Origin of the sequence: Antarcticibacterium sp. 1MA-6-2 (genome assembly GCF_021535135.1) — a bacterium.
GTDB lineage: Bacteria > Bacteroidota > Bacteroidia > Flavobacteriales > Flavobacteriaceae > Gillisia.
This window is the reverse complement of the sequence record NZ_CP091036.1, coordinates 2,418,863-2,442,000: the sequence shown is the minus strand read 5'-3', so window position 1 is coordinate 2,442,000 and position 23,138 is coordinate 2,418,863. Positions and strand designations below refer to the sequence as shown.

General features: G+C 39.6%; 18 protein-coding genes and 4 pseudogenes. 14 read left to right on the top strand and 8 right to left on the bottom strand.

Annotated elements, in window-relative coordinates:
- Positions 1 to 76 precede the first annotated feature (76 nt).
- The 10 genes and pseudogenes from LZ575_RS22590 to LZ575_RS12375 all read left to right on the top strand — a co-directional run bounded on the left by LZ575_RS22590 (position 77) and on the right by LZ575_RS12375 (position 12,642).
- Positions 77 to 3,935: pseudogene (locus tag LZ575_RS22590) on the top strand (efflux RND transporter permease subunit).
- 42 nt (positions 3,936 to 3,977) lie between these two features.
- Positions 3,978 to 5,279, top strand: a complete 1,302-nt coding sequence (locus LZ575_RS12415) for a TolC family protein (protein ID WP_235324874.1) — start codon at positions 3,978 to 3,980, stop codon at positions 5,277 to 5,279.
- Between the two features lie 28 nt (positions 5,280 to 5,307).
- Positions 5,308 to 6,462 (top strand): efflux RND transporter periplasmic adaptor subunit, encoded by a 1,155-nt coding sequence (locus LZ575_RS12410; protein ID WP_235324873.1) that lies wholly within the window; start codon positions 5,308 to 5,310, stop codon positions 6,460 to 6,462.
- The gene (locus LZ575_RS12405; RefSeq protein ID WP_235324872.1) at positions 6,443 to 7,039 is read left to right on the top strand and encodes a DUF3347 domain-containing protein; all 597 of its coding nucleotides are present in this window, start codon (positions 6,443 to 6,445) and stop codon (positions 7,037 to 7,039) included. Before LZ575_RS12410 ends, LZ575_RS12405 begins: the two co-directional genes overlap by 20 nt.
- Before the next feature lie 16 nt (positions 7,040 to 7,055).
- The gene (locus tag LZ575_RS12400; RefSeq protein WP_235324871.1) at positions 7,056 to 7,544 is read left to right on the top strand and encodes a DUF305 domain-containing protein; all 489 of its coding nucleotides are present in this window, start codon (positions 7,056 to 7,058) and stop codon (positions 7,542 to 7,544) included.
- An 81-nt stretch (positions 7,545 to 7,625) separates the two neighbouring features.
- A complete protein-coding gene (locus tag LZ575_RS12395) occupies positions 7,626 to 8,210 on the top strand; it encodes a DUF3347 domain-containing protein (RefSeq protein ID WP_235324870.1) in 585 nt (194 codons plus the stop codon).
- A gap of 97 nt (positions 8,211 to 8,307) precedes the next feature.
- Positions 8,308 to 8,877, top strand: coding sequence for an AraC family transcriptional regulator (locus LZ575_RS12390; RefSeq protein ID WP_235324869.1), 570 nt, complete (start codon positions 8,308 to 8,310; stop codon positions 8,875 to 8,877).
- Between the two features lie 92 nt (positions 8,878 to 8,969).
- The gene (locus tag LZ575_RS12385; protein WP_235324868.1) at positions 8,970 to 9,290 is read left to right on the top strand and encodes a four-helix bundle copper-binding protein; all 321 of its coding nucleotides are present in this window, start codon (positions 8,970 to 8,972) and stop codon (positions 9,288 to 9,290) included.
- A gap of 152 nt (positions 9,291 to 9,442) precedes the next feature.
- A pseudogene (locus LZ575_RS12380) lies at positions 9,443 to 9,568 on the top strand (heavy-metal-associated domain-containing protein); the annotation flags it as partial.
- Between the two features lie 111 nt (positions 9,569 to 9,679).
- Positions 9,680 to 12,642 (top strand): annotated as a pseudogene (locus tag LZ575_RS12375) (heavy metal translocating P-type ATPase).
- 93 nt (positions 12,643 to 12,735) lie between these two features.
- Here the strand turns inward: LZ575_RS12375 and LZ575_RS12370 are convergent.
- From LZ575_RS12370 to LZ575_RS12360, 3 genes are all read right to left on the bottom strand, one after another.
- The gene (locus LZ575_RS12370; protein WP_235324867.1) at positions 12,736 to 13,023 is read right to left on the bottom strand and encodes an EF-hand domain-containing protein; all 288 of its coding nucleotides are present in this window, start codon (positions 13,021 to 13,023) and stop codon (positions 12,736 to 12,738) included.
- A complete protein-coding gene (locus LZ575_RS12365) occupies positions 12,971 to 13,687 on the bottom strand; it encodes a hypothetical protein (protein ID WP_235324866.1) in 717 nt (238 codons plus the stop codon). Before LZ575_RS12365 ends, LZ575_RS12370 begins: the two co-directional genes overlap by 53 nt.
- A 239-nt stretch (positions 13,688 to 13,926) precedes the next feature.
- The gene (locus LZ575_RS12360; RefSeq protein WP_235324865.1) at positions 13,927 to 16,404 is read right to left on the bottom strand and encodes a zinc-dependent metalloprotease; all 2,478 of its coding nucleotides are present in this window, start codon (positions 16,402 to 16,404) and stop codon (positions 13,927 to 13,929) included.
- A gap of 314 nt (positions 16,405 to 16,718) precedes the next feature.
- Between LZ575_RS12360 and LZ575_RS12355 the strand changes: the two genes are divergently transcribed.
- The gene (locus LZ575_RS12355) at positions 16,719 to 16,946 is read left to right on the top strand and encodes a DUF2267 domain-containing protein (RefSeq protein WP_235324864.1); all 228 of its coding nucleotides are present in this window, start codon (positions 16,719 to 16,721) and stop codon (positions 16,944 to 16,946) included.
- Between the two features lie 57 nt (positions 16,947 to 17,003).
- Here LZ575_RS12355 and lysS read toward each other — a convergent pair.
- Positions 17,004 to 18,700 (bottom strand): annotated as a pseudogene (lysS, locus tag LZ575_RS12350) (lysine--tRNA ligase).
- 173 nt (positions 18,701 to 18,873) lie between these two features.
- Between lysS and LZ575_RS12345 the strand changes: the two are divergent.
- The 3 genes from LZ575_RS12345 to lipB all read left to right on the top strand — a co-directional run bounded on the left by LZ575_RS12345 (position 18,874) and on the right by lipB (position 20,012).
- Positions 18,874 to 19,032, top strand: coding sequence for a YqaE/Pmp3 family membrane protein (locus LZ575_RS12345; protein ID WP_235324863.1), 159 nt, complete (start codon positions 18,874 to 18,876; stop codon positions 19,030 to 19,032).
- 27 nt (positions 19,033 to 19,059) lie between these two features.
- Positions 19,060 to 19,185, top strand: a complete 126-nt coding sequence (locus tag LZ575_RS22585; protein ID WP_255702610.1) for a hypothetical protein — start codon at positions 19,060 to 19,062, stop codon at positions 19,183 to 19,185.
- Between the two features lie 104 nt (positions 19,186 to 19,289).
- Positions 19,290 to 20,012 carry a lipoyl(octanoyl) transferase LipB gene (lipB, locus tag LZ575_RS12340; protein ID WP_235324862.1) on the top strand — a complete coding sequence of 241 codons (723 nt, stop codon included), beginning with the start codon at positions 19,290 to 19,292 and terminating at the stop codon, positions 20,010 to 20,012.
- Position 20,013: 1 nt separating this feature from the next.
- Here lipB and LZ575_RS12335 read toward each other — a convergent pair whose 3' ends face one another.
- Genes LZ575_RS12335 through LZ575_RS12320 form a run of 4 tightly spaced genes read right to left on the bottom strand, consistent with a single transcriptional unit; the run spans position 20,014 to position 23,114 of the window.
- Positions 20,014 to 20,931 carry a hypothetical protein gene (locus LZ575_RS12335; protein ID WP_235324861.1) on the bottom strand — a complete coding sequence of 306 codons (918 nt, stop codon included), beginning with the start codon at positions 20,929 to 20,931 and terminating at the stop codon, positions 20,014 to 20,016.
- Positions 20,825 to 21,712 (bottom strand): hypothetical protein, encoded by an 888-nt coding sequence (locus LZ575_RS12330; protein ID WP_235324860.1) that lies wholly within the window; start codon positions 21,710 to 21,712, stop codon positions 20,825 to 20,827. Before LZ575_RS12330 ends, LZ575_RS12335 begins: the two co-directional genes overlap by 107 nt.
- Positions 21,657 to 22,478, bottom strand: coding sequence for a hypothetical protein (locus LZ575_RS12325; protein WP_235324859.1), 822 nt, complete (start codon positions 22,476 to 22,478; stop codon positions 21,657 to 21,659). The genes LZ575_RS12330 and LZ575_RS12325 overlap by 56 nt, the downstream gene beginning before the upstream one ends.
- Positions 22,479 to 22,514: 36 nt before the next feature.
- On the bottom strand, positions 22,515 to 23,114 hold the full coding sequence (locus LZ575_RS12320; RefSeq protein ID WP_235324858.1) for a ribonuclease HII: 600 nt from the start codon (positions 23,112 to 23,114) through the stop codon (positions 22,515 to 22,517).
- Between the last annotated feature and the right edge of the window lie 24 nt (positions 23,115 to 23,138).

The window sequence follows — 23,138 nt, the reverse complement described above, 5'->3', positions numbered from 1 at the left end:
TTAAATCCCTTTATGAGGATTTGCTAATGCTGCAAGTACCTCACCTATCAGAAGTTTTAATTAATGATCAAATTTCATGTTTGATAAATTCATAAAGTATTTTTTATACAACTAAGCTGGTAACTGTAATCCTGCTGATATTTTTTATTGGTTGGGGACTTGTAACGGCACCTTTTGACTGGGACCTGGGAATTCTGCCCAAGGATTCTGTTCCGGTTGATGCTATCCCCGATATTGGAGAAAATCAACAGATCGTGTTTACTGACTGGCCGGGACGTTCTCCACAGGACATTGAGGATCAAATCACGTATCCGTTAACAAGTTCCTTATTGGGAATTCCGGGAGTGAAGTCTATCAGGAGCACCTCAATGTTCGGATTTTCTATTGTTTACATCATATTTGAAGAGGATGTGGAATTCTACTGGTCCCGCACCAGAGTTCTCGAGAAACTAAATTCCCTTTCTTCTGATCTACTCCCGCAGGGCGTTCAGCCAACTTTGGGTCCTGATGCTACGCCTTGGCCAGGTTTTTTGGTATACGCTGGAAGGTCGTGATTTGGAAGGAAATGTTACCGGAGGCTGGGACCTAAATGAGCTAAGGTCCATTCAGGATTATTATGTAAAACTGGGACTAAGCGGTACGCAGGGAGTTTCAGAAGTAGCTTCTATAGGAGGTTATATTCAGGAATATCAAATCGATGTAAATCCTGATGCATTGAAGGCCTACAATATTGGAATTGACCAGGTAATGATGGCGGTAAAGAATTCCAACCGGGATATAGGTGCTAAAACTCTAGAAATTAATAAAGTAGAATACCTGGTGAGGGGACTTGGTTATGTAAAATCTATTGAAGATATAGAGAATTCAGTCGTTACTGCAGTAGATAATAAACCTGTACTTATAAAGGACCTGGGAATTGTAACTCTGGGACCTGCTGAAAGACGGGGAATCCTGGACAAAGGAGGAGCTGAAGTCGTGGGCGGAGTTGTTGTCGCCCGGTACGGATCTAATCCGTTGGCTGTTATAGAAAATACCAAAGAGAAAATCCTGGAGATCTCTCCGGGCCTTCCGCAAAAAACCCTTGCTGATGGTACAGTTAGTAAACTCACAATCGTTCCCTTTTATGACAGAACAGAGTTAATTAATGAAACCATTGGAACCCTGGAAAGTGCACTTTCAGATGAAATTCTTATAAGTATAATAGTCATCATCGTGTTGGTCCTTAATTTACGGGCTTCTCTTATAATTTCCAGCTTGCTGCTTATTGCTGTACTTATCACTTTTATCGTAATGCGGTATTTTGGTATAGATGCCAATGTTGTTGCCTTATCTGGTATCGCCATTGCAATAGGAATAATGGTAGATGTGGGGATCGTGTTCGTGGAAAACACCATTCGACATCTCGAGATGAGGAAAAACAGGGGAGCAAAAGATGCGAAATTACTGGCTGTAATTCACAAAGCCACCGTTGAGGTTGCTCCGGCTGTCACCACTGCACTTGCAACTACCATTGTAAGTTTTCTTCCGGTGTTTTTTATGGAAAATGCTGAAGGTAAATTGTTCAGGCCGCTCGCCTTTACCAAAACATTTGCCCTGGCCGCATCTTTCTTTATTGGAATAATGATCCTGCCAATGCTTTCTTACTTTGCCTTTAACCTAAAGCTTGAGAAGAAAAGAGTAAACAGGATATGGAACCTTTCTTTAATCCTGGGAGGTTTATTCCTGGCTATATATTTTGGTCTTTGGCTGCCCATAGCTTTGGTTGTAATAGGTATTCTTAGATTATTGGAAGATCAAAATCCCGATTTCCTTGGGAAGTACTCTAAACAGATCACGCTGTTCATTATTCTTGCAGTATCTATATTCTTTTTAACTGAAGAATGGGTGCCGCTCGGGCATCAAAATTCTCTCTTTGCCAATTACTTATTTGTAATTGTGCTGTTGGCCATAACCTTATTGATATTAATGGGAATCGTTCGATTTTACAGGCCAATTCTTAACTGGTGTCTGCTGAACAAAGGTAAATTTCTACTGCTGCCGTTGATCACAATTTTCTTCGGAGTGACGATCTGGTTAGGATTTCCAAAGATTTTTGGATTTGTTGCAAATGGATTTGATACTGTAGGTTTAAATATCAGGAAAACAAGTGTCTGGAGCGGATTGTCACACTCGTTTCCGGGTGTTGGAAAAGAATTTATGCCTTCGTTGAACGAAGGGAGTTTTTTTGCTGATGCCTACCTCAATGCCACACGCTGGTATTGAGGCTTCAAAAGAAACCTTACAGCGACTGGATATTGCAGTTACAGCTATTCCTGAAGTAGAAGTTGCAGTAGGTAAGCTTGGAAGGATTGAAAGTGCTTTAGATCCTGCTCCAATTTCTATGTATGAGAATGTGATCAATTATAAAACAGAATACATTCTTTCTGAATCGGGAAGACCTGTGGCTTTTAAAGTTGATGATGATGAGCGATTCATATTAAGATCAGGAGATACTCTTACAAATGAAGAAGCTATTAATAGAGGAATAACTTCCGCAGATCTTATAGTAGAAGATGGTGGTGAATATTTCAGGAACTGGAGAGCTCATATTAATAGTCCCGATGATATTTGGGAGGAGATCGTGAAAAGAACTGATATTCCAGGGGTAACATCTGCACCAAAACTTCAGCCTATAGAAACCCGGCTGGTGATGTTGCAAACCGGAATGCGGGCTCCTATGGGAATTAAAGTTTATGGACCGGATTTACAGACGATTCAGGAATTTGGGATGGAGCTGGAGGAACTATTACAGCAGGTTCCTTCAGTAAAAGCTGAAGCGGTGTTTGCAGACAGAACTGTAGGGAAGCCTTATCTCGAGATCAATATCAATCGAAACGCCATAGCCCGGTACGGGCTCAGCATTGAAAACGTTCAGCAAACTTTGGAAACAGCGATAGGGGGAATGGAGATCACCTCTACTGTTGAAGGCAGAGAGCGTTATCCTGTACGGGTTCGTTATCCAAGAGAACTAAGGGATGACCCGGAAAGCATCAAACAAATACTTGTTCCCACACCTTCCGGTGCCCAGGTGCCATTAGGTGAGCTTGCAGATTTAGAATATACCAGAGGTCCCCAGATGATCAGGAGCGAAGATACTTTCCTGGTAGGATATGTTTTGTTCGATAAACGTGAAGGTAATGCTGAAGTAAATACCGTCAATGATGCGCAGGAGTTCATTCAGGAGAAAATTGATTCGGGAGAATTGGTAGTTCCGGCAGGAGTTGGTTATAAATTTTCCGGAAACTATGAAAATCAGGTCAGGGCTGTAAAGCGACTTTCAATTGTAATTCCTATAAGTTTGATCATCATCTTCCTGCTTCTTTACTTCCAGTTCAAAACTGTAATTGCTTCTACAATTCACTTTTCCGGAGTATTCGTTGCTTTTGCAGGCGGATTTATAATGATTTGGCTCTACGGACAGGAGTGGTTTATGAATTTCGCCATTTCAGGAATGAATATGCGGGACCTGTTTCAAATGGGAGATATCAACTTAAGTGTAGCCGTTTGGGTTGGATTTATTGCGCTGTTTGGTATTGCGACAGATGATGGCGTTTTAATGGGAACATATATCCACCAGGTTTTTGAAAAACGGAATCCGCAGACGGTTGCTGAAGTGAGAAGTGCGGTAATGGAGGCGGGATTAAAAAGAGTGAGGCTTAGCGATGATGACAACTGCAGTGACCATTATTGCCTTATTCCCCGTTTTGACCTCCACAGGAAAAGGTGCAGATATTATGGTACCCATGGCTATCCCTATAGTAGGAGGAATGATCATACAGATAATGACAATTTTTGTAGTACCTGTGTTGCAGGCTTACTGGCGGGAAAGTGTGGTGGCAACCTCCGGCTCCCCCGGTCCCCTCCCTAACCCTCCCCGAAGGAGAGGGGACTTATAGATTTTTAAGTCGTAAACTTTTTTTACAATTAAAGAACAAAAAATGAAAATACATATAGAACGTACCCGAAGGAAATGGCTCAAACTCTCCCTTAGAGGGTTAGTGGGCCTTCGGGGTTTTTGGTTACTGTTTCTCCCCCTTTGGGGGATGGGGGGCTTTGTTTCTGCTCAAACTTTAAATGATTATCTTGGAATTGCTGCTGAAAATAATCCTAATGTTCGTGCTGCTTATACAGAGTTTGAAGCGGCCATGCAAAAGGCGCCACAGGTGTCATCTTTGCCCGATCCCAGCCTTACGATGAGCGCCTTCGGAAGAATGGTGGAGACTAGGTTAGGTGCGCAGGAAGCAAGATTTTCCCTGATGCAGATGTTTCCCTGGTTTGGAACTCTGGAAGCAAAAGAAGAAGCTTCAATTTTAATGGCAGAAGCCAGTTTTCAGCAATATTTGGATCTTCGGAAGAATTTGTTTTTCGATATAAAATCTGTTTATGCTGAATTGTATGCACTGAAGAAAATACTTCAGCTGAAAAATGAAAATCTGGAAATTCTGAATTCTTATCGGGAGTTGGCACTGAGCCGATTTAAAAGCGGAAATTCTCCTATGGTCAATGTGGTGAAAGTGGATATTCAGCTTTTAGCCGCACAAACTGAGATTGAATTGCTACAGGAACAGGTACGCCCGTTGCAGGCAAGGTTTAATCTATTGCTGAACAGGGAAAAATCTGCTTCTATAGAAGTGCCGGATACATTAAGCCTGGGAACTGTAATTGTTCCGCAGAATATCGAAAATCTTTTTAAAGAGCATCCCAGTGTGATTGGTTTTGAAAAGCAACGGGAATCTTATGAACTTCAGGAAGTAGTTGCAGAAAAAGAAGGAATGCCAATGCTAGGCCTTGGGGTTGATTATAGCATTATTTCTAAACGTACAGATGCCAATCCCGAAATGAATGGGCAGGACGCGATTATGCCGATGCTTACCGTTACTCTGCCTATTTATAGAAAGAAATACAGAGCTGCAAGAAAAGAAGCTGAATTGATGGCCAGAAGCACAGAACTGCAGCAAAGTGCCCGGATTAATGAATTACAATATGAATATGAAAGTATGGTTTATGAGCTTCAGAAAGCAGAAAGATTAATTGAATTATACACCCGACAGGTTACAAGCTCAGATCAGGCAAACAAACTACTCATCTCCGGTTTTAGCAGTTCTATTACCGATTTTGAGGAGGTTCTTCAAATGAATCAGGATATTTTGCTTTATAAAGCCCAGGCAGTAGAGGCCCTAAAGAACGGATTGATAGCAGAAGCACGACTGGAATATTTACTTTCAGAAATTCAGAAATAGGTATCCTTAGAGTTAATATAAGAAGACGATGAAAACAGATAACAAAACATTATTAACAGCAGCCGGAATACTCATAGCGGGTATCCTGCTGGGTTGGCTGTTCTTTGGTGGAGGAAACTCTAATGACGAGGTTTCTCACGAACATTCAGAAATGGCAGGAGAGCAGGAATGGACCTGTTCCATGCACCCTCAAATTCGGCAAGATGAGCCGGGAGATTGTCCTATTTGTGGGATGGATCTTATTCCTGTGTCATCAACAACGAGCGGAGAAGATATTGGCAGCTACCAGATGAGCGAAAATGCTATGAAGCTTGCAAATATCCAGACGATGATTGTGGGTAGAGGGAATGCTTCAAAAGAGGTTAGGCTGAACGGAAAAGTTCAGGTTGATGAGAGAAATTCATATTCTCAATCTACCCACATTCCGGGACGAATAGAAAAGCTAAGCGTTAATTTTACCGGAGAAAAAGTAAATCGCGGACAAAACCTGGCAACCGTCTATTCTCCTGAACTGGTAACCGCCCAGGAAGAGCTTCTACAGGCGGCAAGCATTAAGGAAAGTCAGCCGGAATTATTTGAGGCTGCAAAGCAGAAACTTCGAAACTGGAAGATAGGGCCTGCACAAATTGAGCGTATTCTTTCAGGAGGAAAAGCTTTGGACAGGTTTGCTATCACAGCTGATGTAAGCGGAATTGTGACAGAAAAAATGGTGGAACTGGGAGATTATGTAGAACGGGGGATGCCAATTTATGAGATTTCAGATCTTTCAAAAGTTTGGATACTATTTGATCTTTATGAAAGTGAATTAAATTGGATAGAAGAAGGTGATACGATACAGTACACAGTAAATTCCATTCCCGGAGAAACTTTTGAAGGCGTAATAAGCTTTATAGATCCCATTATTAATTCACAAACGAGGGTGGCCACTGCACGTGTTGAGGTGGATAACAAGGAAGGAAAATTAAAACCTGAAATGTTTGCATCGGGAGTAGTAACAAATACCACTGTTGGTTCAACCAATAAGAAAGAACTGGTAATTCCCAAATCTTCAGTTTTGTGGACAGGAGAAAGATCTGTTGTATACATTAAGAAAAGCATTAACGGGAGAGCGGCTTTTGAGATGCGAGAAATTGTTTTGGGACTTAGCGCTTGGGGATTCCTATATGGTAAAATCAGGACTTGAAAATGGAGAGGAGATCGTTACTAATGGAACTTTTACAGTAGATGCCGCAGTTCAGCTTTCCGGCAGGCCAAGCATGATGAATCCTTCAGCTGATGTGAAAAAAGGCAATCTTGCGCTGGAGGTAGAAATTTCAGAAGCAGCAAAGGCTGAACTTAATTTAATAACAGCACATTATCTGGAATTAAAAGATGCTTTGGTAAGTGATCAATTTTCCGAAGCAAAATCAGCAGCATTAAATTTGCAGAAAGAAATAGAAAATGTGAGTGCAAAGGATTTAAATGAAGCAGCAGCAGTAGTATGGAAAAGTTATAAAGAGCAGTTGATGTTAAGCTTAAAGAATATGGCCGCCGCCGCGGGTATTGAAGAAATGAGAAACTCCTTTGATGAATTATCAAATACTTTAATAGGAATGGTCACAAGTTTTAAATTATCCTCAGGAGAGTTATATGTCTTGCACTGCCCTATGTCAAACAGTAATCGGGGTGCAGATTGGTTAAGCGCATCCCCTGAAATTAGAAATCCGTACTATGGAGCAGCAATGTTGAAATGTGGAGAAGTAAAAAGAGAAATTAATTAACTAAAAATAAGACAAAATGGAATCATCTAAAAAAGAAGACCAAAAAATGAGTAGTAGTATGTATCGCAAATTTTTTTTAATGCTGGGTTTGTCATTTATAGCAATGTATATCACCATGTATTTAAACACCTATGCAATGGACCACGTATACTTTAGTCTTACCCGGTTTTATATGAGCTGTTTGGGAATCTCTGCCATGGCCGTTATTATGCTTTCTCTAATGTTGAATATGTATAAAAACAAGAAGAAGAACATCGCTATTTATACAGGAAGCTTTCTGCTTTTTGTAAGTGCGTTATTGCTGGTAAGGGCGCAAACTCCTATAGGAGATGAATTATGGATGAAGGCCATGATCCCTCACCACTCCATTGCTATATTAACCAGTGAACGAGCAAATATAGAAGACCCGGAGGTTAAAAAACTGGCAGAAACGATAATTAAAACTCAAAGAGAAGAAATTGCCCAAATGAAGCAGTTATTAGAAAAACTGGAGGCAAAGAATTAGAATGCAAAAATCCCTTTTTGAAAAATTTCCTTTAAGCAGGAAAAATTGGTTTAATTTTAATAAATTATAAATAAAGAAGTCATGAAAAGAAATTTTAAAAGTTTAGTGATGTTTTCCCTTATTGCAGGTTCCTTAACTCTTAATTCCTGCAGGAATGGGGAGGAGAATAAAGAGGATGCTGCAGAGCCAATGCAAAATGAAATGCGCGAAGGTGAGCGTATGAATGAGGATACAGAAATTGAGGAGAATATTGATGAAACCACCGCCGAATTTAAAGATGAAACTACAGCAATGGTTTACCAGCATTACATAGATATTAAAAAAGCCTTGGTAGAGACAGATGCAGCAATGGCACAGGAAAGGGCAAAAGAACTGGTGGCACAACTGGAAACAGCAGAAGTCACTGAAGAATTTGCTGCAGCGGCGAGAAATATTTCCAGCAGTAACGATGTGAACAAGCAACGGGAAGCATTTTCAAATCTTACTGCGGCTATGGAAACCAGGCTGGAAGGAGCACTGGCATCGGGAGAAATATACAAGCAGTATTGCCCCATGGCTTTCGAAGGTAAAGGTGACTACTGGTTCTCCAATAGTCAGGAAATAAGAAATCCATATTATGGGGATAAAATGTTGAAATGCGGCAGGGTAGAGGCAACAATTAACTAATGTAAACAGGTTCATATTCTGCGGTGCTTCTCCTGCAGAATATGCTTCTTATCCATTAAAATTCCTAAGTTAGAGAATATAGAAAAAAGAAATTTAAATGATAGATCAAACCTTGCATATTAAAAACATGGTTTGTGACCGCTGTATAAGCACAGTGGAACAAATTCTGCTCCGGCTGGAAATTCCGTTTGAAAGAATATCCCTGGGAGAGGTGGTTTTAAAGCGGGCTTTACCTTTAAAGGAAGAACAGCTTCTTAAAAAGGAATTAAAGCAGGTTGGATTTGACTTAATTGCAGACAGGAATGAGATGATCGTCACCAGGATCAAATCTATTATTATTAAAAGCATTTATGATGATGCTAATTTCAGTAATAAAAATCTTTCCCAGTTGCTTACAGAGGATCTCGCATTTGACTACAGTCATCTTAGCTCAATTTTTACAAAGGTGGAAGGCAAGAGCATCCAGGCTTTTCAATTTGCCATTAAGACCGAAAGAATTAAGGAGTTCCTGGAGTATAATGAAAAATCTATTTCTGAGATAGCTGACTTGATGGGATATGGAAGTGCGGCTTATCTTTCTACTTCCTTTAAAAAAGCTACAGGATTAACTCCTTCCCAATACCGGATGAACCATATTAAAAGCAGAAACACGTTAAATTCTTTATAAAATCAATAATATCGTAAGTTTTTACATTTTTATTAAAAGTCCTTGCAAATTCTTATTCTTAAATTGAGGTAATTAATTAAAACCAATATATTATGAGAAATGAAAGATTGATTCATGCACTGGGAAATTGTATTAACCACTGTAATTATTGCGCTGATGCATGTCTCGGGGAAGAAAATGTGAAAATGATGGTAGACTGTATACGGACAGATAGAGTTTGTGCTGAGGTTTGTTCCACCGTTAACCAGGTGATCATAACCAATTTTAAGAATGTTCAGGGTCTGCTGGATTACTGCATTGAAATTTGTGAGGCTTGTGCTAAAGAATGTGAAAAGCACGAACACCAACATTGTAAAGATTGTGCTAAAGCATGTAGAGAATGTGCTGAAGCCTGTAGAAATTATGCGGCATAAGTCGTGCTATTATAAAGCAGAAGCCCCGGTATTTTCCGGGGTTTTGTTTTTTATAAGAATTGAATTTTTCTAAAAAATTTAAAAGTTTTCACCCTAATCCTGAAAGTCTTACAATAAAGGACAGAGTAAATTTACATTTCAATTTAAGAAATATGGAACACACTTATAAAATATCCGGGATGACATGTGACGGTTGCAGGAAGCATGTAGAAGAAGCTTTAAATGCAACTCCAGGGGTAAAGAAAGCAGTAGTTGATCTTGAAAAAGCCGAGGCTGTAGTAGAGATGGAACCTCACATTCCAACTCAGGAATTAGAAAAATCCCTGCAGAAAGCAGGCGGGAATTATCATATTTCAGAAATGCATAAATCTTCTACTGAAGGAACTACGATGAAACATACTTACAATGTTTCAGGAATGACCTGTAATGGGTGCCGCGGGCACGTCGAAAAAATCCTTAGAGGAATAGAAGGAGTTCAATTTGCTACAGTAGATCTTGAAAGAGCTGAAGCTGAAATTGAAATGTCAAATCACGTGAAAACAGGAAAGCTTGAAGCGGCTTTACAGGAAGCAGGCGGGAATTATCATATTTCGGATAAGAAACATGAGTCTGCTACGGAAGGAACTACCATGAAGCACACTTATCAAATTGCCGGGATGACCTGTAATGGTTGCAGATCACACGTAGAGAAGGTGTTGAGCGAAGTCGACGGAGTTACAAACGTTACTGTAGATCTTGAAAAAGCTGAAGCTGAAATTCATATGCAACGGCATATTCCTGTAGATGTTTTTGAATCTGCCCTGCAACAAAATGGTGGAAATTATCATATTTCCACACCTTCTTCGGAAGGGAAAGAATTGATGTCACACAAATACCAGGTTACTTAAGATGACCTGCAACGGTTGTCGCAGCCACGTTGAGGAGACACTTTCAAAAGTTGAAGGTGTAATTAAAGCTGAGGTGGATTTGCAAAAAGCGGAAGCAGTAATAACGATGAAGCAACACTTGCCACTGGAGAAATTTCAGGAAGTTCTGGAAAAAGATGGTGGTACCTACAATATTGGTCTTCCGGGGCAGGAACTTGCTGCACCGCCAAAGCCAAAAAAGCCGAAGGGGAAAGGCACCAGCACTTTTTACTGCCCGATGCATTGTGAAGGTGACAAGACCTATGACAAAGCGGGAGATTGCCCTGTCTGTGGAATGGACCTGGTGGAAGAAGTGAGCTTAAAGGCTGAAGAGCCACAGTACACCTGCCCGATGCACCCTGAAGTGAAGGAAGTACAGCCGGGAAGCTGCCCCATCTGCGGAATGGATCTGGTTCGGATCGAACCTGAAGCCTCAGCCGAGCAGAAGTCTTACCAAAAGCTACTTAAAAAATTTAAAATTGCAGTTGCGTTTACACTTCCCATCTTCATTATTGCCATGGGCGAAATGATAGAAGGCAATCCACTGTACGACTGGATGAGTATGAAAGCGTGGAACTGGGTACAGTTTACACTTTCGCTACCAGTAGTCTTTTACGCCACCTGGATGTTCTTCGAGCGTGCCTGGAGATCCATCGTCTCCTGGAACCTGAACATGTTTACCCTCATCGGGATAGGTGCAGGAATTGCCTGGATATTTAGTGTCGTAGGATTGCTCTTTCCTGATATTTTTCCTGCGGAATTTAAATCTCACCACGGTACTGTGCATGTTTATTTTGAAGCCGCTACTGTAATTCTTACGCTGGTTTTGTTGGGTCAGTTGATGGAAGCCAGAGCCCACAGCAAAACAAATTCTGCCATAAAGGAGCTTCTCAAGCTCGCTCCTAATAGAGCAGTTATTGTAGTCAATGGGGTAGAAAAAGAAATTCATACAGATGAAATTCAGGTAGGAGATATCCTGAGGGTAAAGCCGGGAGATAAAATCCCCGTGGATGGTATCATCGAAAAAGGGGAAACCAATATCGACGAATCTATGATAACAGGGGAACCTGTTCCCGTGGAAAAAGCTGAAGGTGACAAAGTGAGTTCAGGAACCATTAATGGAAACCGAAGTTTCACGATGAAAGCAGAAAAAGTTGGGGATGAAACCCTGCTTGCGCAGATCATCAAAATGGTAAATGATGCAAGCCGTTCCCAGGCGCCTATTCAAAAGTTGGCGGATAAAATTTCTGCTTATTTTGTGCCGATTGTTGTCCTTATTTCGGTTCTCACCTTCATAGTTTGGGCAATATGGGGACCGGAACCCAGCTACTCCTTTGCGCTCATTAATGCTATTGCAGTCCTTATTATCGCCTGTCCCTGTGCCCTCGGACTTGCCACACCAATGTCAGTGATGGTAGGAGTGGGAAAAGGTGCTCAAAACGGAGTATTGATCAAAAATGCCCAGTCCATTGAACAAATGGACAAGATAGATACACTCATTATTGATAAAACAGGAACTATTACTGAAGGAAAACCTTCAGTGGAAAAAATTGTGGCTTTAAATAACATTTCTGAAGAAGAATTAATTCAGTACATCGCTTCTGTCAATGCGCAAAGTGAGCATCCATTAGCTGAAGCTACTGTGAAATATGCACGAGATCGGAAGGTAAATGTTTCAGAAGCTTCAGATTTTAATTCGGTTACAGGTAAAGGAGTTACAGGAATTTCTGAAGGAAAAAAGATTGCTATAGGTAACGAGAAACTTATGCAGGAAATCAAGGCTGATGTTAGTAGCGATCTCAAGAAGCAGGTAGAGGCAGAACAGGAAAAAGGAAAGACAGTTTCTTATGTCGCTGTAAATGGAAAGGTTTCCGGCTTTATGACAATTACAGATCCAATCAAGAATACCAGTAGGCAGGCGATAAAGGAATTAATAGACAGAGGGGTGGAGGTTGTGATGTTGACGGGAGATAATGAAAAGACCGCAGCCGCAGTAGCTTCAGAATTACATCTAACTGATTTCAAAGCCGGGATGCTTCCGCAGGATAAATTGCACGAAGTAGAACGTCTTCAAAAGCAGGGAAAGAAAGTGGCGATGGCCGGAGACGGTATTAATGATGCGCTAAGCACTTGCAAAGGCCGATATTGGAATAGCAATGGGAACAGGAACCGATGTGGCAATAGAAAGTGCAGAGATTACGCTGGTAAAAGGTGATCTTCATGGAGTGGTCAAGGCAAAAAACCTTAGCAGTAAAGTGATGAAGAATATAAAACAAAATCTATTTTTTGCTCTTATTTATAATACCCTGGGAGTGCCAATTGCAGCAGGTTTACTTTACCCGTTCTTTGGGATCCTGCTTTCTCCAATGATTGCGGCGCTTGCAATGAGCTTTAGTTCAGTTTCCGTAATAGCAAACGCATTGCGGTTACGTGGGGTAAAGCTTTAGAAAGTGGATTGATTAAAGAAAACTCAGGCAACTATAAAATAAAAAAGTCCGAAGGAATTAACCTTCGGACTTTTATTTTTAAAGCGATTATGTTTACCAGGCAGTGGTATAAGGACTATAAATATTGAACTCATCCTCATTAATAGATCCATTCCCATCTGCATCCCAGTCTCCCCAGAGTCCGGTATTCCATTCAGTTTCTGATACACTGCTGTTTGCATCGGCATCATACGTTGTAAACCATTCAGTCTCTCCAAAACCAGTCATCCACTCTTCACTGCTTAGGCTTCCGTTAGAGTCAGCATCAAAAGTGGCAAAATCATCTTCGCTAAGTGTAAGTGCCGTACATTCTGGTCCACCCCATATTCCATTCAGCTTCACTAATTGTGTCGTCGTCATCTGCATCGGTATTACCAAAAGTAGTGTTAGAAAATTCTTCATCACTTAAAGAACCGTCTCCATCTACATCCCATTCAGAAAAATTGTTTTGGTAGGAATTAGGAAATTCATTTTGATTCAGCATCCCATCAGCATTTGCGTCAAAATCGGCAAAGGTTTGATTACTACTGTCGTCAACGAAAACAGTTATAGTTTCTGTTGCCATGGTATCTCCATCCATAATAGGATCATCTGATTCATCCCATTCTCCTAAATTTCCCTCGTCCTGATCGTTGGCATAAAGTTTAATGGATATCTCATTTCCTGCATCTCCTGCCGTTAAATCAACATCATCATTAAGTATTAATTCAACGTTTGTAGTTGTTCCTGCTTCTACCTTAACAGGTTCTGTAATAAAATTGTTAGTGTTTTCGTCACCGCCCATAACGGCTACTACCCAACTTTCCTGTCCAACGGTCACGCTTTGTACTATTAAAGTATTTTGGGAAATTTCCTGGTTGTCTTCAACAGTTATAGAACCTGTTGCTATTGGTTCCATCATATCATCAGCGTCATCATCACTGCTACAGCTGGACATCCCAACTGCCATAAAAGAAAATACAACATACATCACGTACCTCGTAAGATCATTGCTTAAACTCTTCATACTTATTTCTTTTTTAGGTTATCAATGGCCCTAAAGTCCTGAAAATATCATACCCGAAAAAAAATTTAAGACAGAAATGCACGCCTTTATTTCTTTTTTAACTGGTTTCTTAAAGTTGTTTTAAAAGTGTTGGTTTAGTAAAATGTTTTTGTGAAAAAGAGTTAATACGCCAGTAGCTATAGAGGCAAAAAAAAACTACCGCTTTAAGCGGTAGTTTAAAATGGTTAGCGCTGCCGCTATTATTTCACTGGATTAAGTATAAGATCTATTCTTTCAGCTGCATCCAACAAATGATATCGGGTTAATTGATCACCTGATCTGTTTGCAGCACTTTTTACATTCCTTAAAAGAGTTACAAGTTCTCCTCTTACTACAGGTCTAATGTCGCTTTGAGCAACATCTATGCTGGTTCCACCAAAACGACCGGAAGATTGGTTTTGAGTCATAAGGTATTCCATTCGACTAATGTATGCCCGTTGTAGGTTACGACGGTAAGTGCTAATTGCGCTACCCGATCGTAATTCACTCCAAATCCCCGTTCTAAGATCTGTCATCATTTCGAGAAGGTCATAAGCTTCACGGCCATTGATTTCGCGGTTTTCAATTAATCTTCCCATTCTGCCAAAGTCAAGCAAATTATTCAGGGTTCTTTCCTGTGTTCCGCGTACTCTTTCAATATTTCCATCAAATTCAATTTTGTTGAAAATATCCTGCTCGATCAACCATTCAGGAGTTGTAAATAATTCATCCTGAAGGAATTTCATCGCTTTCCTTTGCTTGTCGGCAGTTACGTGGAAATAAACAGCACCTTCCTGGTCGTAAGTTTTAGTTTGTTTTAGAACTCCACCAATGTTAGCGGCAACGTGTCCCATATAACGATTATATTGCCCAAGAACCTGCCCGTACATTTCTTCAAGATCATCGTAATCTTTTCCATCTTCAGCGGTCCATTCAATTAATCTGGGAGTGATCCTCTTAAGATTCTTAATGCCGTACTGGCTGGCGAGAACAGCATCATCACCAAGATCTTCAGTTTGCGAACTTGGGTCTACAACGCTGTATTGTTGAGCGCCGAACCTGTATATAGGATCATCAGCTTTTTCAATGATCCATTGATCAAGAACTTCCTTTTCTTCTATTCCCTGTTTCCCGGGTATGGGCTTATATCCCCACATTATGGAATATTTGTCATATGGACCTACTTCCGGCATTAGAGCAACATCCCCATCTTCCGGTTGAGCAATATAATTAAACCTCGCATAATCCATGATAGATGGAGCAGTACCAAACTTTTTAGTGAATTCAGCATCTCTTAAAGACTCTACAGGATATGCCACACTGCTACCCATGTTATGAGGAAGACCTAAAGTATGTCCTACTTCGTGAGAAGAAACAAATCTTATAAGTCGTCCCATCACTTCATCCTTAAATGCAACTCCCTGTGCATCCTCGTTAATAGCAGCTGTTTGTACAAAGAACCAGTTTCTTAACAGAGTCATTACGTTGTGGTACCAGTTGATATCTGATTCAAGGATTTCTCCTGAACGTGGATCACTTACATGAGGGCCATTGGCATTGGGTATAGGAGAAGCAAGATATCTTACTACAGAATACCTCACGTCCTCAGGACTCCAATCCGGATCTTCTGCAACAGAGGGCGGATCTTTTGCGATAATAGCATTTTTAAAACCCGCTGCCTCAAAAGCTACCTGCCAGTCCTCGATTCCCTGCTTTATGAATGGGATCCATTTTTTTGGGGTTGCACGATCGATATAGTATACAATAGGTTCTTTTGGTTCTACAAGTTCTCCACGCTTAAATTTCTCCAGATCCTCTTCTTTTACCTCAAGTCTCCAGCGATCAAGATATCGCACCGTTTCACTTTTTTGAGCATCCAGACCGTAATCTACCTGCGAACTGGTGAACCATCCAACTCTTTCATCAAAATATCTTCTCTCCATTGGCACCTTTGGAAGAAGAATCATGGAATTACTCATTTTCACTGAAATGGAGGCAGTACTTGAGTTTGAAGGTGGCTCGGTAGAGTTATAAGTCTTTACGTGACGAACTTCAATATTCTCAGGATAGCTTCTTATGGTATCAATATAAGACCTGCTGTCATCAATACGGCTTATTTTGTAATTGTTTCTGCTTCTTTGAGGAAAACCCAGGGCTTGTACGTCTTGCTTAAAAAGATCTGTCACCTTAATAACTGTAGAAGTACTTAGTGAATCCTTTTTATAAGCTTCAATGTTGAAAGAAAATAAAATAGGTTCAAAATTGGAATTTACTACTGCCTCGTGAATGGGTAGAGAATCAGCTGCATAAACATCATGGGAAACAACGCGTAACAAAACATTTTTATTCTTCTTTTCCCAACGAAGTACCTGCTCATTTTGTTTACCTCCACCAAAGCCAATACCCGATGCTGTTTGAGCTATACGGGTTACCATGAGCATTTCACGGTTGAATAAGCTATCAGGAATTTCATAGAAATAATCATCCTCCACCTGGTGAACAGTAAAGAGACCTTCATCGGTCTTCGCATTTTTGGTGATAACTTTACTGTAAGGTTTGATTCCGTTTTTATTCTGCGATTCCGGTTTTTCGGTAGTTGCTGCTGCGCTTTTAGAATCTTTTTTCTGAAAAACGGCACAACCGGAAACAGAAATAGACAGGGCTACAAGTAATAGCCTGGTCGAAAATTGTTTGGTCATGAAAAATTTAGTTTAATTGTTTTAATAGTAATGAAGTGGTTCACGATAAAAATTGAAAAAGACCACAAGTGGGTAATCCTTTGACCGCTAAATATAGAAAAGGTTTAAGGGATAGTTATATCTTTTTTATTTTTAACATCCTTTCGTGAGAATAAATAAGAAATAAAACCTCTGCAACATTTTTCCTTCCGTAATGAAAGTCTTCGCCAAAATATAATTTTATGAGGTGCTCAATATTTTGTTAAGCTGCGGAAGGAAACCCGTTTTCCTGATAATATTTCTTAATTTGTAGAAATAACAAAAAAAATACGGTTATGGATAAAGTTGTAAAGATGGTGGCTGAAAGAGCCGGAATTTCAGAATCTCAGGCAAGGACAGCTGTGAATACAGTGGCGTCTTTTTTGAAAGATAGACTGCCTGCGGGTATTGCAGGCCAGGTAGATAATTATTTAAAAGATGATGGCGCTGGAGGAAGTGCAGGCGCAGGAGGAGATCTTGGTGGAATGGCCGGAAAGATCGGCGGAATGTTCGGAAAGAAATAAAAATTTTGATCAGAAAAAACCCTCTCACTAATTACTGAGAGGGTTTTTCATTTTTATCTAAAACCATTTTTCCACTTCCTCGAGCTGAAGGGCGGCAATGGGTAATTTATTTTTCTTTCTTAACCCATTTAACTTCTGATGGACCTGGGTAGCTTTATTCTCCTTTAATTTTGAAACACTTCCAAATTCGTGCATTACCACATCTACCCAATCATGAGGGACACCAAGTTTAATAAAATCCTCAGGCTTTGGAACAGAAGCTTTCTTTTCAGGTTTCATTTGGGGAAAGAACAACACTTCCTGAATAGAAGCATTATTAGTTAAAAACATAATTAACCTGTCCATTCCTATTCCCAATCCTGAAGTTGGAGGCATTCCGTATTCAAGTGCACGTAGAAAATCATTATCAATAAACATTGCCTCATCATCTCCTTTTTCTGAAAGTTTTAATTGCTCTTCAAATCTCTCTCTTTGATCAATAGGATCATTAAGTTCGGAATAGGCATTCGCAACTTCTTTCCCGCAAACCATTAGTTCAAAACGTTCAGTTAATTCTGGATTCTCCCTGTGTTCCTTACAAAGCGGACTCATTTCCTTAGGATAATCTGTTATGAAAGTAGGCTGTATAAAATTACCCTCACATTTTTCGCCGAAGATCTCGTCGATAAGCTTGCCTTTACCCATTGTGTCATCTACGTCTATGCCCATTCCTTTTGCAGCTTCGTAAAGTTCTTTTTCAGATTTTCCTGTTATATCAAAACCTGTATATTCTTTTATAGCATCAGTCATTGTAACCCGCTTAAAAGGAGCTTTGAAGTTAATGGAATGCTTTCCGAAGGTAACATCGGTTTTACCATTTACCTCCATAGCACAATATTCCAGAAGATTCTCGGTAAACTCCATCATCCAGTTGTAATCCTTGTAGGCGACGTAAATTTCCATCACCGTAAACTCAGGATTATGGGTGCGGTCCATACCTTCGTTTCTAAAGTTCTTAGAAAATTCATATACCCCATCAAAACCTCCAACAATTAATCTCTTAAGATAAAGTTCATTTGCTATTCTTAAGTAAAGGGGTATGTCCAGGGCATTGTGGTGAGTTATAAATGGTCGGGCTGCCGCACCCCGGGAATTGATTGCAGGATTGGAGTCTCAACTTCAAAATAACCTTTTTCGTTAAAGAAATTCCGCATCGCTTTAAACAGGTTAGTGCGCTTCACGAAAGTTTCCTTTACCCTTGGGTTTACAACCAGATCTGCATATCGCTGGCGGTACCGTTGTTCAGGATCATTAAATTCATCAAATGTTTTTCCTTCTTTATCTGTTTTTGGAAGAGGTAATGGCCTCAAGGATTTACTTAAGAGAGAAAAGTTTTTTACCATGATGGTTTTTTCTCCCACCTGAGTTTTGAATAATTCCCCTTCAATTCCTATAAAATCTCCAATGTCCAGCAACTTTTTATATACATCATTGTACATTGATTTGTCCTCTCCTGTACAAATTTCGTCCCGGTTAAAATAAACCTGAATTTTACCCAGGGAGTCCTGTATTTCAGCAAAAGATGCTTTTCCCTGAATTCTTCGGGACATTAGCCTTCCTGCAACTACCACTTTTTTCCCTTCTTCAAAATCAGACTTAATTTCACTTGTTCTATGAGTGACAGGATATAAGGCTGCCGGGTAAGGATCAATTCCTATTTTCCTTAGTGACTGAAGTTTTTCTCTTCGTACAATTTCTTGTTCAGATAGCTGCATGATTTTCTTTTAATTAAGCTGCTTACCCTCCTGGGCTAAGCAAGTGCAAATATAAGGACATTCAGTCAACCAGTCAATTACATTTTCTTTCATCCTTATGTTGTTTAAGTGAGTCATCTTTTCAGCTATATAATTAATATCTTTGTACAATTCCATTTATAAAAAACATTGAAATGAGTGTTTGGCGTGTAATTCTTTCGGTTCTTTTTCCTCCTCTTGCGGTTTACGATCGCGGGTGCGGATCAATTTTAATTGTTCTCATTCTCACCCTGCTTGGATGGATTCCAGGAGTAATTGCAGCATTGATAATACTGAACAAACCAAAGGATTAGGATTTTTAGATCCAGGAGGCTTTAAAAGTGGAGAGTGGAGAGTGGAATGAGGACAGTGGAAAGAGGAGAGTGGAAAGTGGAAAGTGGAGAGTGGAGAGTGGAAGGAATGGAATTATAATACAAGAGAAAGAATTAAAATTACTCGTGCATTAGTGGCTATAATAGTGGAGTGAGAAATGTATATGTTTATAGGCCGGATACTAAGAGAAAAATAAGAATATTAGTGCATTAGTGGCTAAAAGGAAGAGAGTTAAAAATTGAATAAAAAGATAGAAATACAGCGGCTGGGTTTAAAGGATTATAAGGAGACCTGGGATTATCAGGAGAAGTTATTCCGCGAAATTCTGGATCTAAAAATTTGCAACCGTAGAGAAAATCTGGAAGAAGAAACTCCCAATTATCTTCTAATGCTGGAGCACCCGCATGTATATACTCTTGGAAAAAGTGGAAAGGCAGAACACCTTCTTCTTTCTGAAGCTGATCTTGAAAATAGAGGAGCAAAATACTATAAGATCAACCGGGGCGGAGATATTACTTATCACGGGCCGGGGCAGTTAGTGGGTTATCCCATTCTGGACCTGGACAATTTCTTTACAGATATTCATAAGTACCTTCGGCTCCTGGAAGAAACAATTATCCTGACCCTTAGAGATTTTGGATTAAAACCAGAAAGAAGCGAAGGTGAAACCGGAGTTTGGCTGGATGTAGGAACACCCTATGCAAGAAAAATTTGTGCTATGGGAGTTAGGGCCAGTCGCTGGGTTACGATGCATGGTTTTGCCCTTAATGTAAATGCAGATCTTGGATACTTTGATCATATTATTCCCTGCGGAATTCAGGGTAAAGCTGTCACTTCTTTAAATGTAGAGCTCGGTAGAAAAGAAGTTTCTCTCAACGAAGTGGAGGAAAAACTACTAAGACATTTTGCTTCGATTTTTGAAGCCAAATTGGTGCGAAGTGTGTCAGAAAAAATTTCCTAAACTAATTATATCTATATAGTATAGCAGAGTTTTTTTCTCCCAATACCCCTAAAATAAATGCACCGTCCTCTGCCTGATAAATATCTACTGAAGAAGTCCCGTAAACCGGAAATCCCTGTACTAAAGTAGCATCTTCATTAAAGATAAAGACTTTTTGCGACTGGGTATCTGTAATGGTAATAAACGTTTTTCCACCAATCTCAAAAATTTGAGGTCGCGTGTACAAACCAAAATCTAAAGTCACAGTATTGTCATTTATTTTTAAAATGTTTTCGGACTGTAGTACCAGAGTATTTTCTGTAGCAGTAAGAAATGGAGGAACCTCAAATCCCGATTTTTCGCGGTTGATCTTTCCGTTCTCATTGATCTTTAACAGCTCCCCTTCAGTATTAACCGAAACAAAATTGCCATTGTTCTCAAACCATCCATTTTCTGAAAGGTCTAATTTTGTGTTTACCTTCACCCGCTGCTTCCCCTGCCTGCTAAGGATATTTAATTTCCCCTCCTTTTCAGGAAAAACTATATAATCTTTATTTCCCATCCTTATGTGCTGTGGAGACTGGGAAATTTCAGAAGCTGCCTTGTCAAATCCAAAGCCTTTTACAATGGAACCTTTGGAATCGTACATTAAAAGATCCCTTCCCTGGGTAATGACAAATCTATAGGTGCGGTTGTTGTCATAGTCAAATACCGATAATGGCCTGGTCACAGCGTCTTTAAAATTAAGAGGGAATGGTTTAACACTATTTCCATCCCTGTCCAGGACGGTAAGGGAATTTTGAGTGCTGAACAATAATTGTAGATTGCCATTTTTAAACAGGTCTACCTGGTGAATTTCTCCCAGGATCCTGCCATCCACTTCTTTTTTCCACTGAAGCTTCCCCGTAAGCAGAATAAAGGTAAAGCATATTGTTTTCATCCTGGAAAGCAACTTCTATCTTTCGGGATTTGTCATTTTTCAGCAGAAATGGTTTTAGAGCTATGTTTGTATTTTCAATTTCTATTGCTGCCAGTTGTTGAGGTCCTGAAGCAGAGGCAGTGGCCTTGGTAGTATTAAAAACTCCATGTACATGGGCAAAATCTGATTCAGCAACAAATTGAAGTGCCAGGACAGGGTAGTTTTTGAAGTCCAATTTCTCAATTTCTGAAAGTATTGTGGGGGTAGCTACCTGTAACAGTTTTGATTTAAATTCCCCAGAATTAGCTACCATTAAGAGCGATGATGATTCCGCCAGATTTATCGTTGCATCCTTATAAGACTCCTGTTCACTTAAAGTCGTTTTATTGAGGTAATTGGTGATAATGTTTTTTAGAGGAGAAAGATTTTTAGAAAAAAGGATGAATTCATCTACAGAGGCAAAGTAATTCGCCTCTTTTTCTTTAATTAATGGCTTCAGATTTTCGGCTATGGAAACTTCTTCAGTAAAATGAAAAATAGAAAAATTCCGAAATTCCTCCAGTAATTCGTTTTCCGAAGTGATTGCTTCTCTGGCTAAAACGGGATCTGTGGTAGTGAGAACTAGAACTGGTTCTTCCGCAGTAAAAATTAAACCCGCCTCCCGTGTAAAAGTAAGCAGGTGATTATCGGAAATCTTTTGACGGGTACTGTCTATTTTTGCCCAGTTAAAATCTAATTTTTTGTAATCACTGTAGGTAAAAGAATAAAATCCAGCTGCATTGGCTAGGTGTAACAGTTGCAAGCAGGTTTGGTTGTGAAGTTACCTCCTTAAAATTACTAAGAATACTAATCTCACTTTCTTTCCAGGTTGAAATTCCGTTTAAAAAAATGTTCTCTCCCTCCAGGTCAATATCCACAACACTCCAGGATGCAATATTTTGGATAGGGAGCAGGAAATTGGAAAAGGAATCCTCAATGTTTTTATCGACTAATTTATGATTTATTAAAAGAGAAGTTTTTGAAGGATCAGCTGCGTTGAGAACTTGGTTTAAAATAGCATTATCATTGTTTTCCTCTTCTGTAAGAATTTTTTCAAGATTTATGCGGGAATTACTGGCTATTAAAATTTCGTTATTAAAAGAGGTAAAGAAACTAATATCTTCCAGGGTGTATTTGGTAATATCAAAATCCTCATATTTAAAAGTCTCTATAGATTTATTTTTTATGGTGTCGATTTGAATAGTGTCCTGCTTTCCTTGTGCAAGGAAGGTATAATGGAATATTCCTGCCGAATCTGTGCTAAAGGAAACAATAGCGGGGCCTTTAAAAAATCCCGACAAACTTTTGAGCTGTGTTTTAATTGCGGTACTTACCAGGTGTGGATTATCTTTCAGGAACGAAAGACTATCAATTTTTGTCAGGAAAGAGTTTAGATCATTTGATTTTAGTATGTAGGCTGAATTTTTGGGAATCCAACTTTTAAGATCAGTATCTCTTTCCTTTTCTTCATTACACGAAATGAGGAGGAGCAAGGGTACTAATATTAACAGAAGCTTTTTTAAAATCAAAAGATATATTTTTGGAATGTCTTGCAAATATAATAATCACAGCTCAAGCTCCAACTGCTCAGGCAGCAACCGGAAACTTCTTCTGTGGTATTTTGTAACTCCGTATTTTTCAATTGCTGCCCGATGTTCTGCTGTGGGATATCCTTTGTTTTGTTTCCAGTTGTACATAGGATATTCTTCATGCAGCTTTTCCATATAGGCGTCCCGGTAAGTTTTCGCAAGTATTGAGGCTGCAGCAATATTGAGATATTTACCATCTCCCTTAATGACACATAGATGGGGAATTTCTTTATAAGGTTTAAATCTGTTACCATCTACAAGGATATGTTCCGGTGCTACATCTATTTTATCTAGACAGTGGTGCATAGCCAGGATGGATGCATTTAGAATGTTGATCTCGTCTATTTTATTGTTATCGAGATGGGTAACAGAAAAACATAAAGCCCTTTTTTCAATAATTTTTTTCAATCTTAAACGTGTAGGAAGTTTTACCAGTTTTGAGTCGTTCAAAAATTTATTTCTAAAACTAGTGGGAAGTATTACAGCTGCCGCGGTTACAGGCCCCGCGAGGCATCCTCTTCCTGCTTCATCAGTCCCGCACTCTATGCCTTTTTTGTAGTAGGAATTTAATAACATTTAAAAAGTATTTTAAAAAAATAA

What these genes read in the sequence shown, in the direction of transcription:
- LZ575_RS12415 (WP_235324874.1), top strand. Translation starts at nt 3,978, where the DNA reads ATGAAAATACATATAGAACGTACCCGAAGGAAATGGCTCAAACTCTCC.
- LZ575_RS12385 (WP_235324868.1), top strand. Translation starts at nt 8,970, where the DNA reads ATGAGAAATGAAAGATTGATTCATGCACTGGGAAATTGTATTAACCAC.
- LZ575_RS12345 (WP_235324863.1), top strand. Translation starts at nt 18,874, where the DNA reads ATGAGTGTTTGGCGTGTAATTCTTTCGGTTCTTTTTCCTCCTCTTGCG.
- LZ575_RS12395 (WP_235324870.1), top strand. Translation starts at nt 7,626, where the DNA reads ATGAAAAGAAATTTTAAAAGTTTAGTGATGTTTTCCCTTATTGCAGGT.
- LZ575_RS12355 (WP_235324864.1), top strand. Translation starts at nt 16,719, where the DNA reads ATGGATAAAGTTGTAAAGATGGTGGCTGAAAGAGCCGGAATTTCAGAA.
- LZ575_RS12335 (WP_235324861.1), bottom strand. Translation starts at nt 20,931, where the DNA reads ATGAAAACAATATGCTTTACCTTTATTCTGCTTACGGGGAAGCTTCAG.
- LZ575_RS12320 (WP_235324858.1), bottom strand. Translation starts at nt 23,114, where the DNA reads ATGTTATTAAATTCCTACTACAAAAAAGGCATAGAGTGCGGGACTGAT.
- LZ575_RS12360 (WP_235324865.1), bottom strand. Translation starts at nt 16,404, where the DNA reads ATGACCAAACAATTTTCGACCAGGCTATTACTTGTAGCCCTGTCTATT.
- LZ575_RS12390 (WP_235324869.1), top strand. Translation starts at nt 8,308, where the DNA reads ATGATAGATCAAACCTTGCATATTAAAAACATGGTTTGTGACCGCTGT.
- LZ575_RS12405 (WP_235324872.1), top strand. Translation starts at nt 6,443, where the DNA reads ATGGTAAAATCAGGACTTGAAAATGGAGAGGAGATCGTTACTAATGGA.
- LZ575_RS12365 (WP_235324866.1), bottom strand. Translation starts at nt 13,687, where the DNA reads ATGAAGAGTTTAAGCAATGATCTTACGAGGTACGTGATGTATGTTGTA.
- LZ575_RS12410 (WP_235324873.1), top strand. Translation starts at nt 5,308, where the DNA reads ATGAAAACAGATAACAAAACATTATTAACAGCAGCCGGAATACTCATA.
- LZ575_RS12400 (WP_235324871.1), top strand. Translation starts at nt 7,056, where the DNA reads ATGGAATCATCTAAAAAAGAAGACCAAAAAATGAGTAGTAGTATGTAT.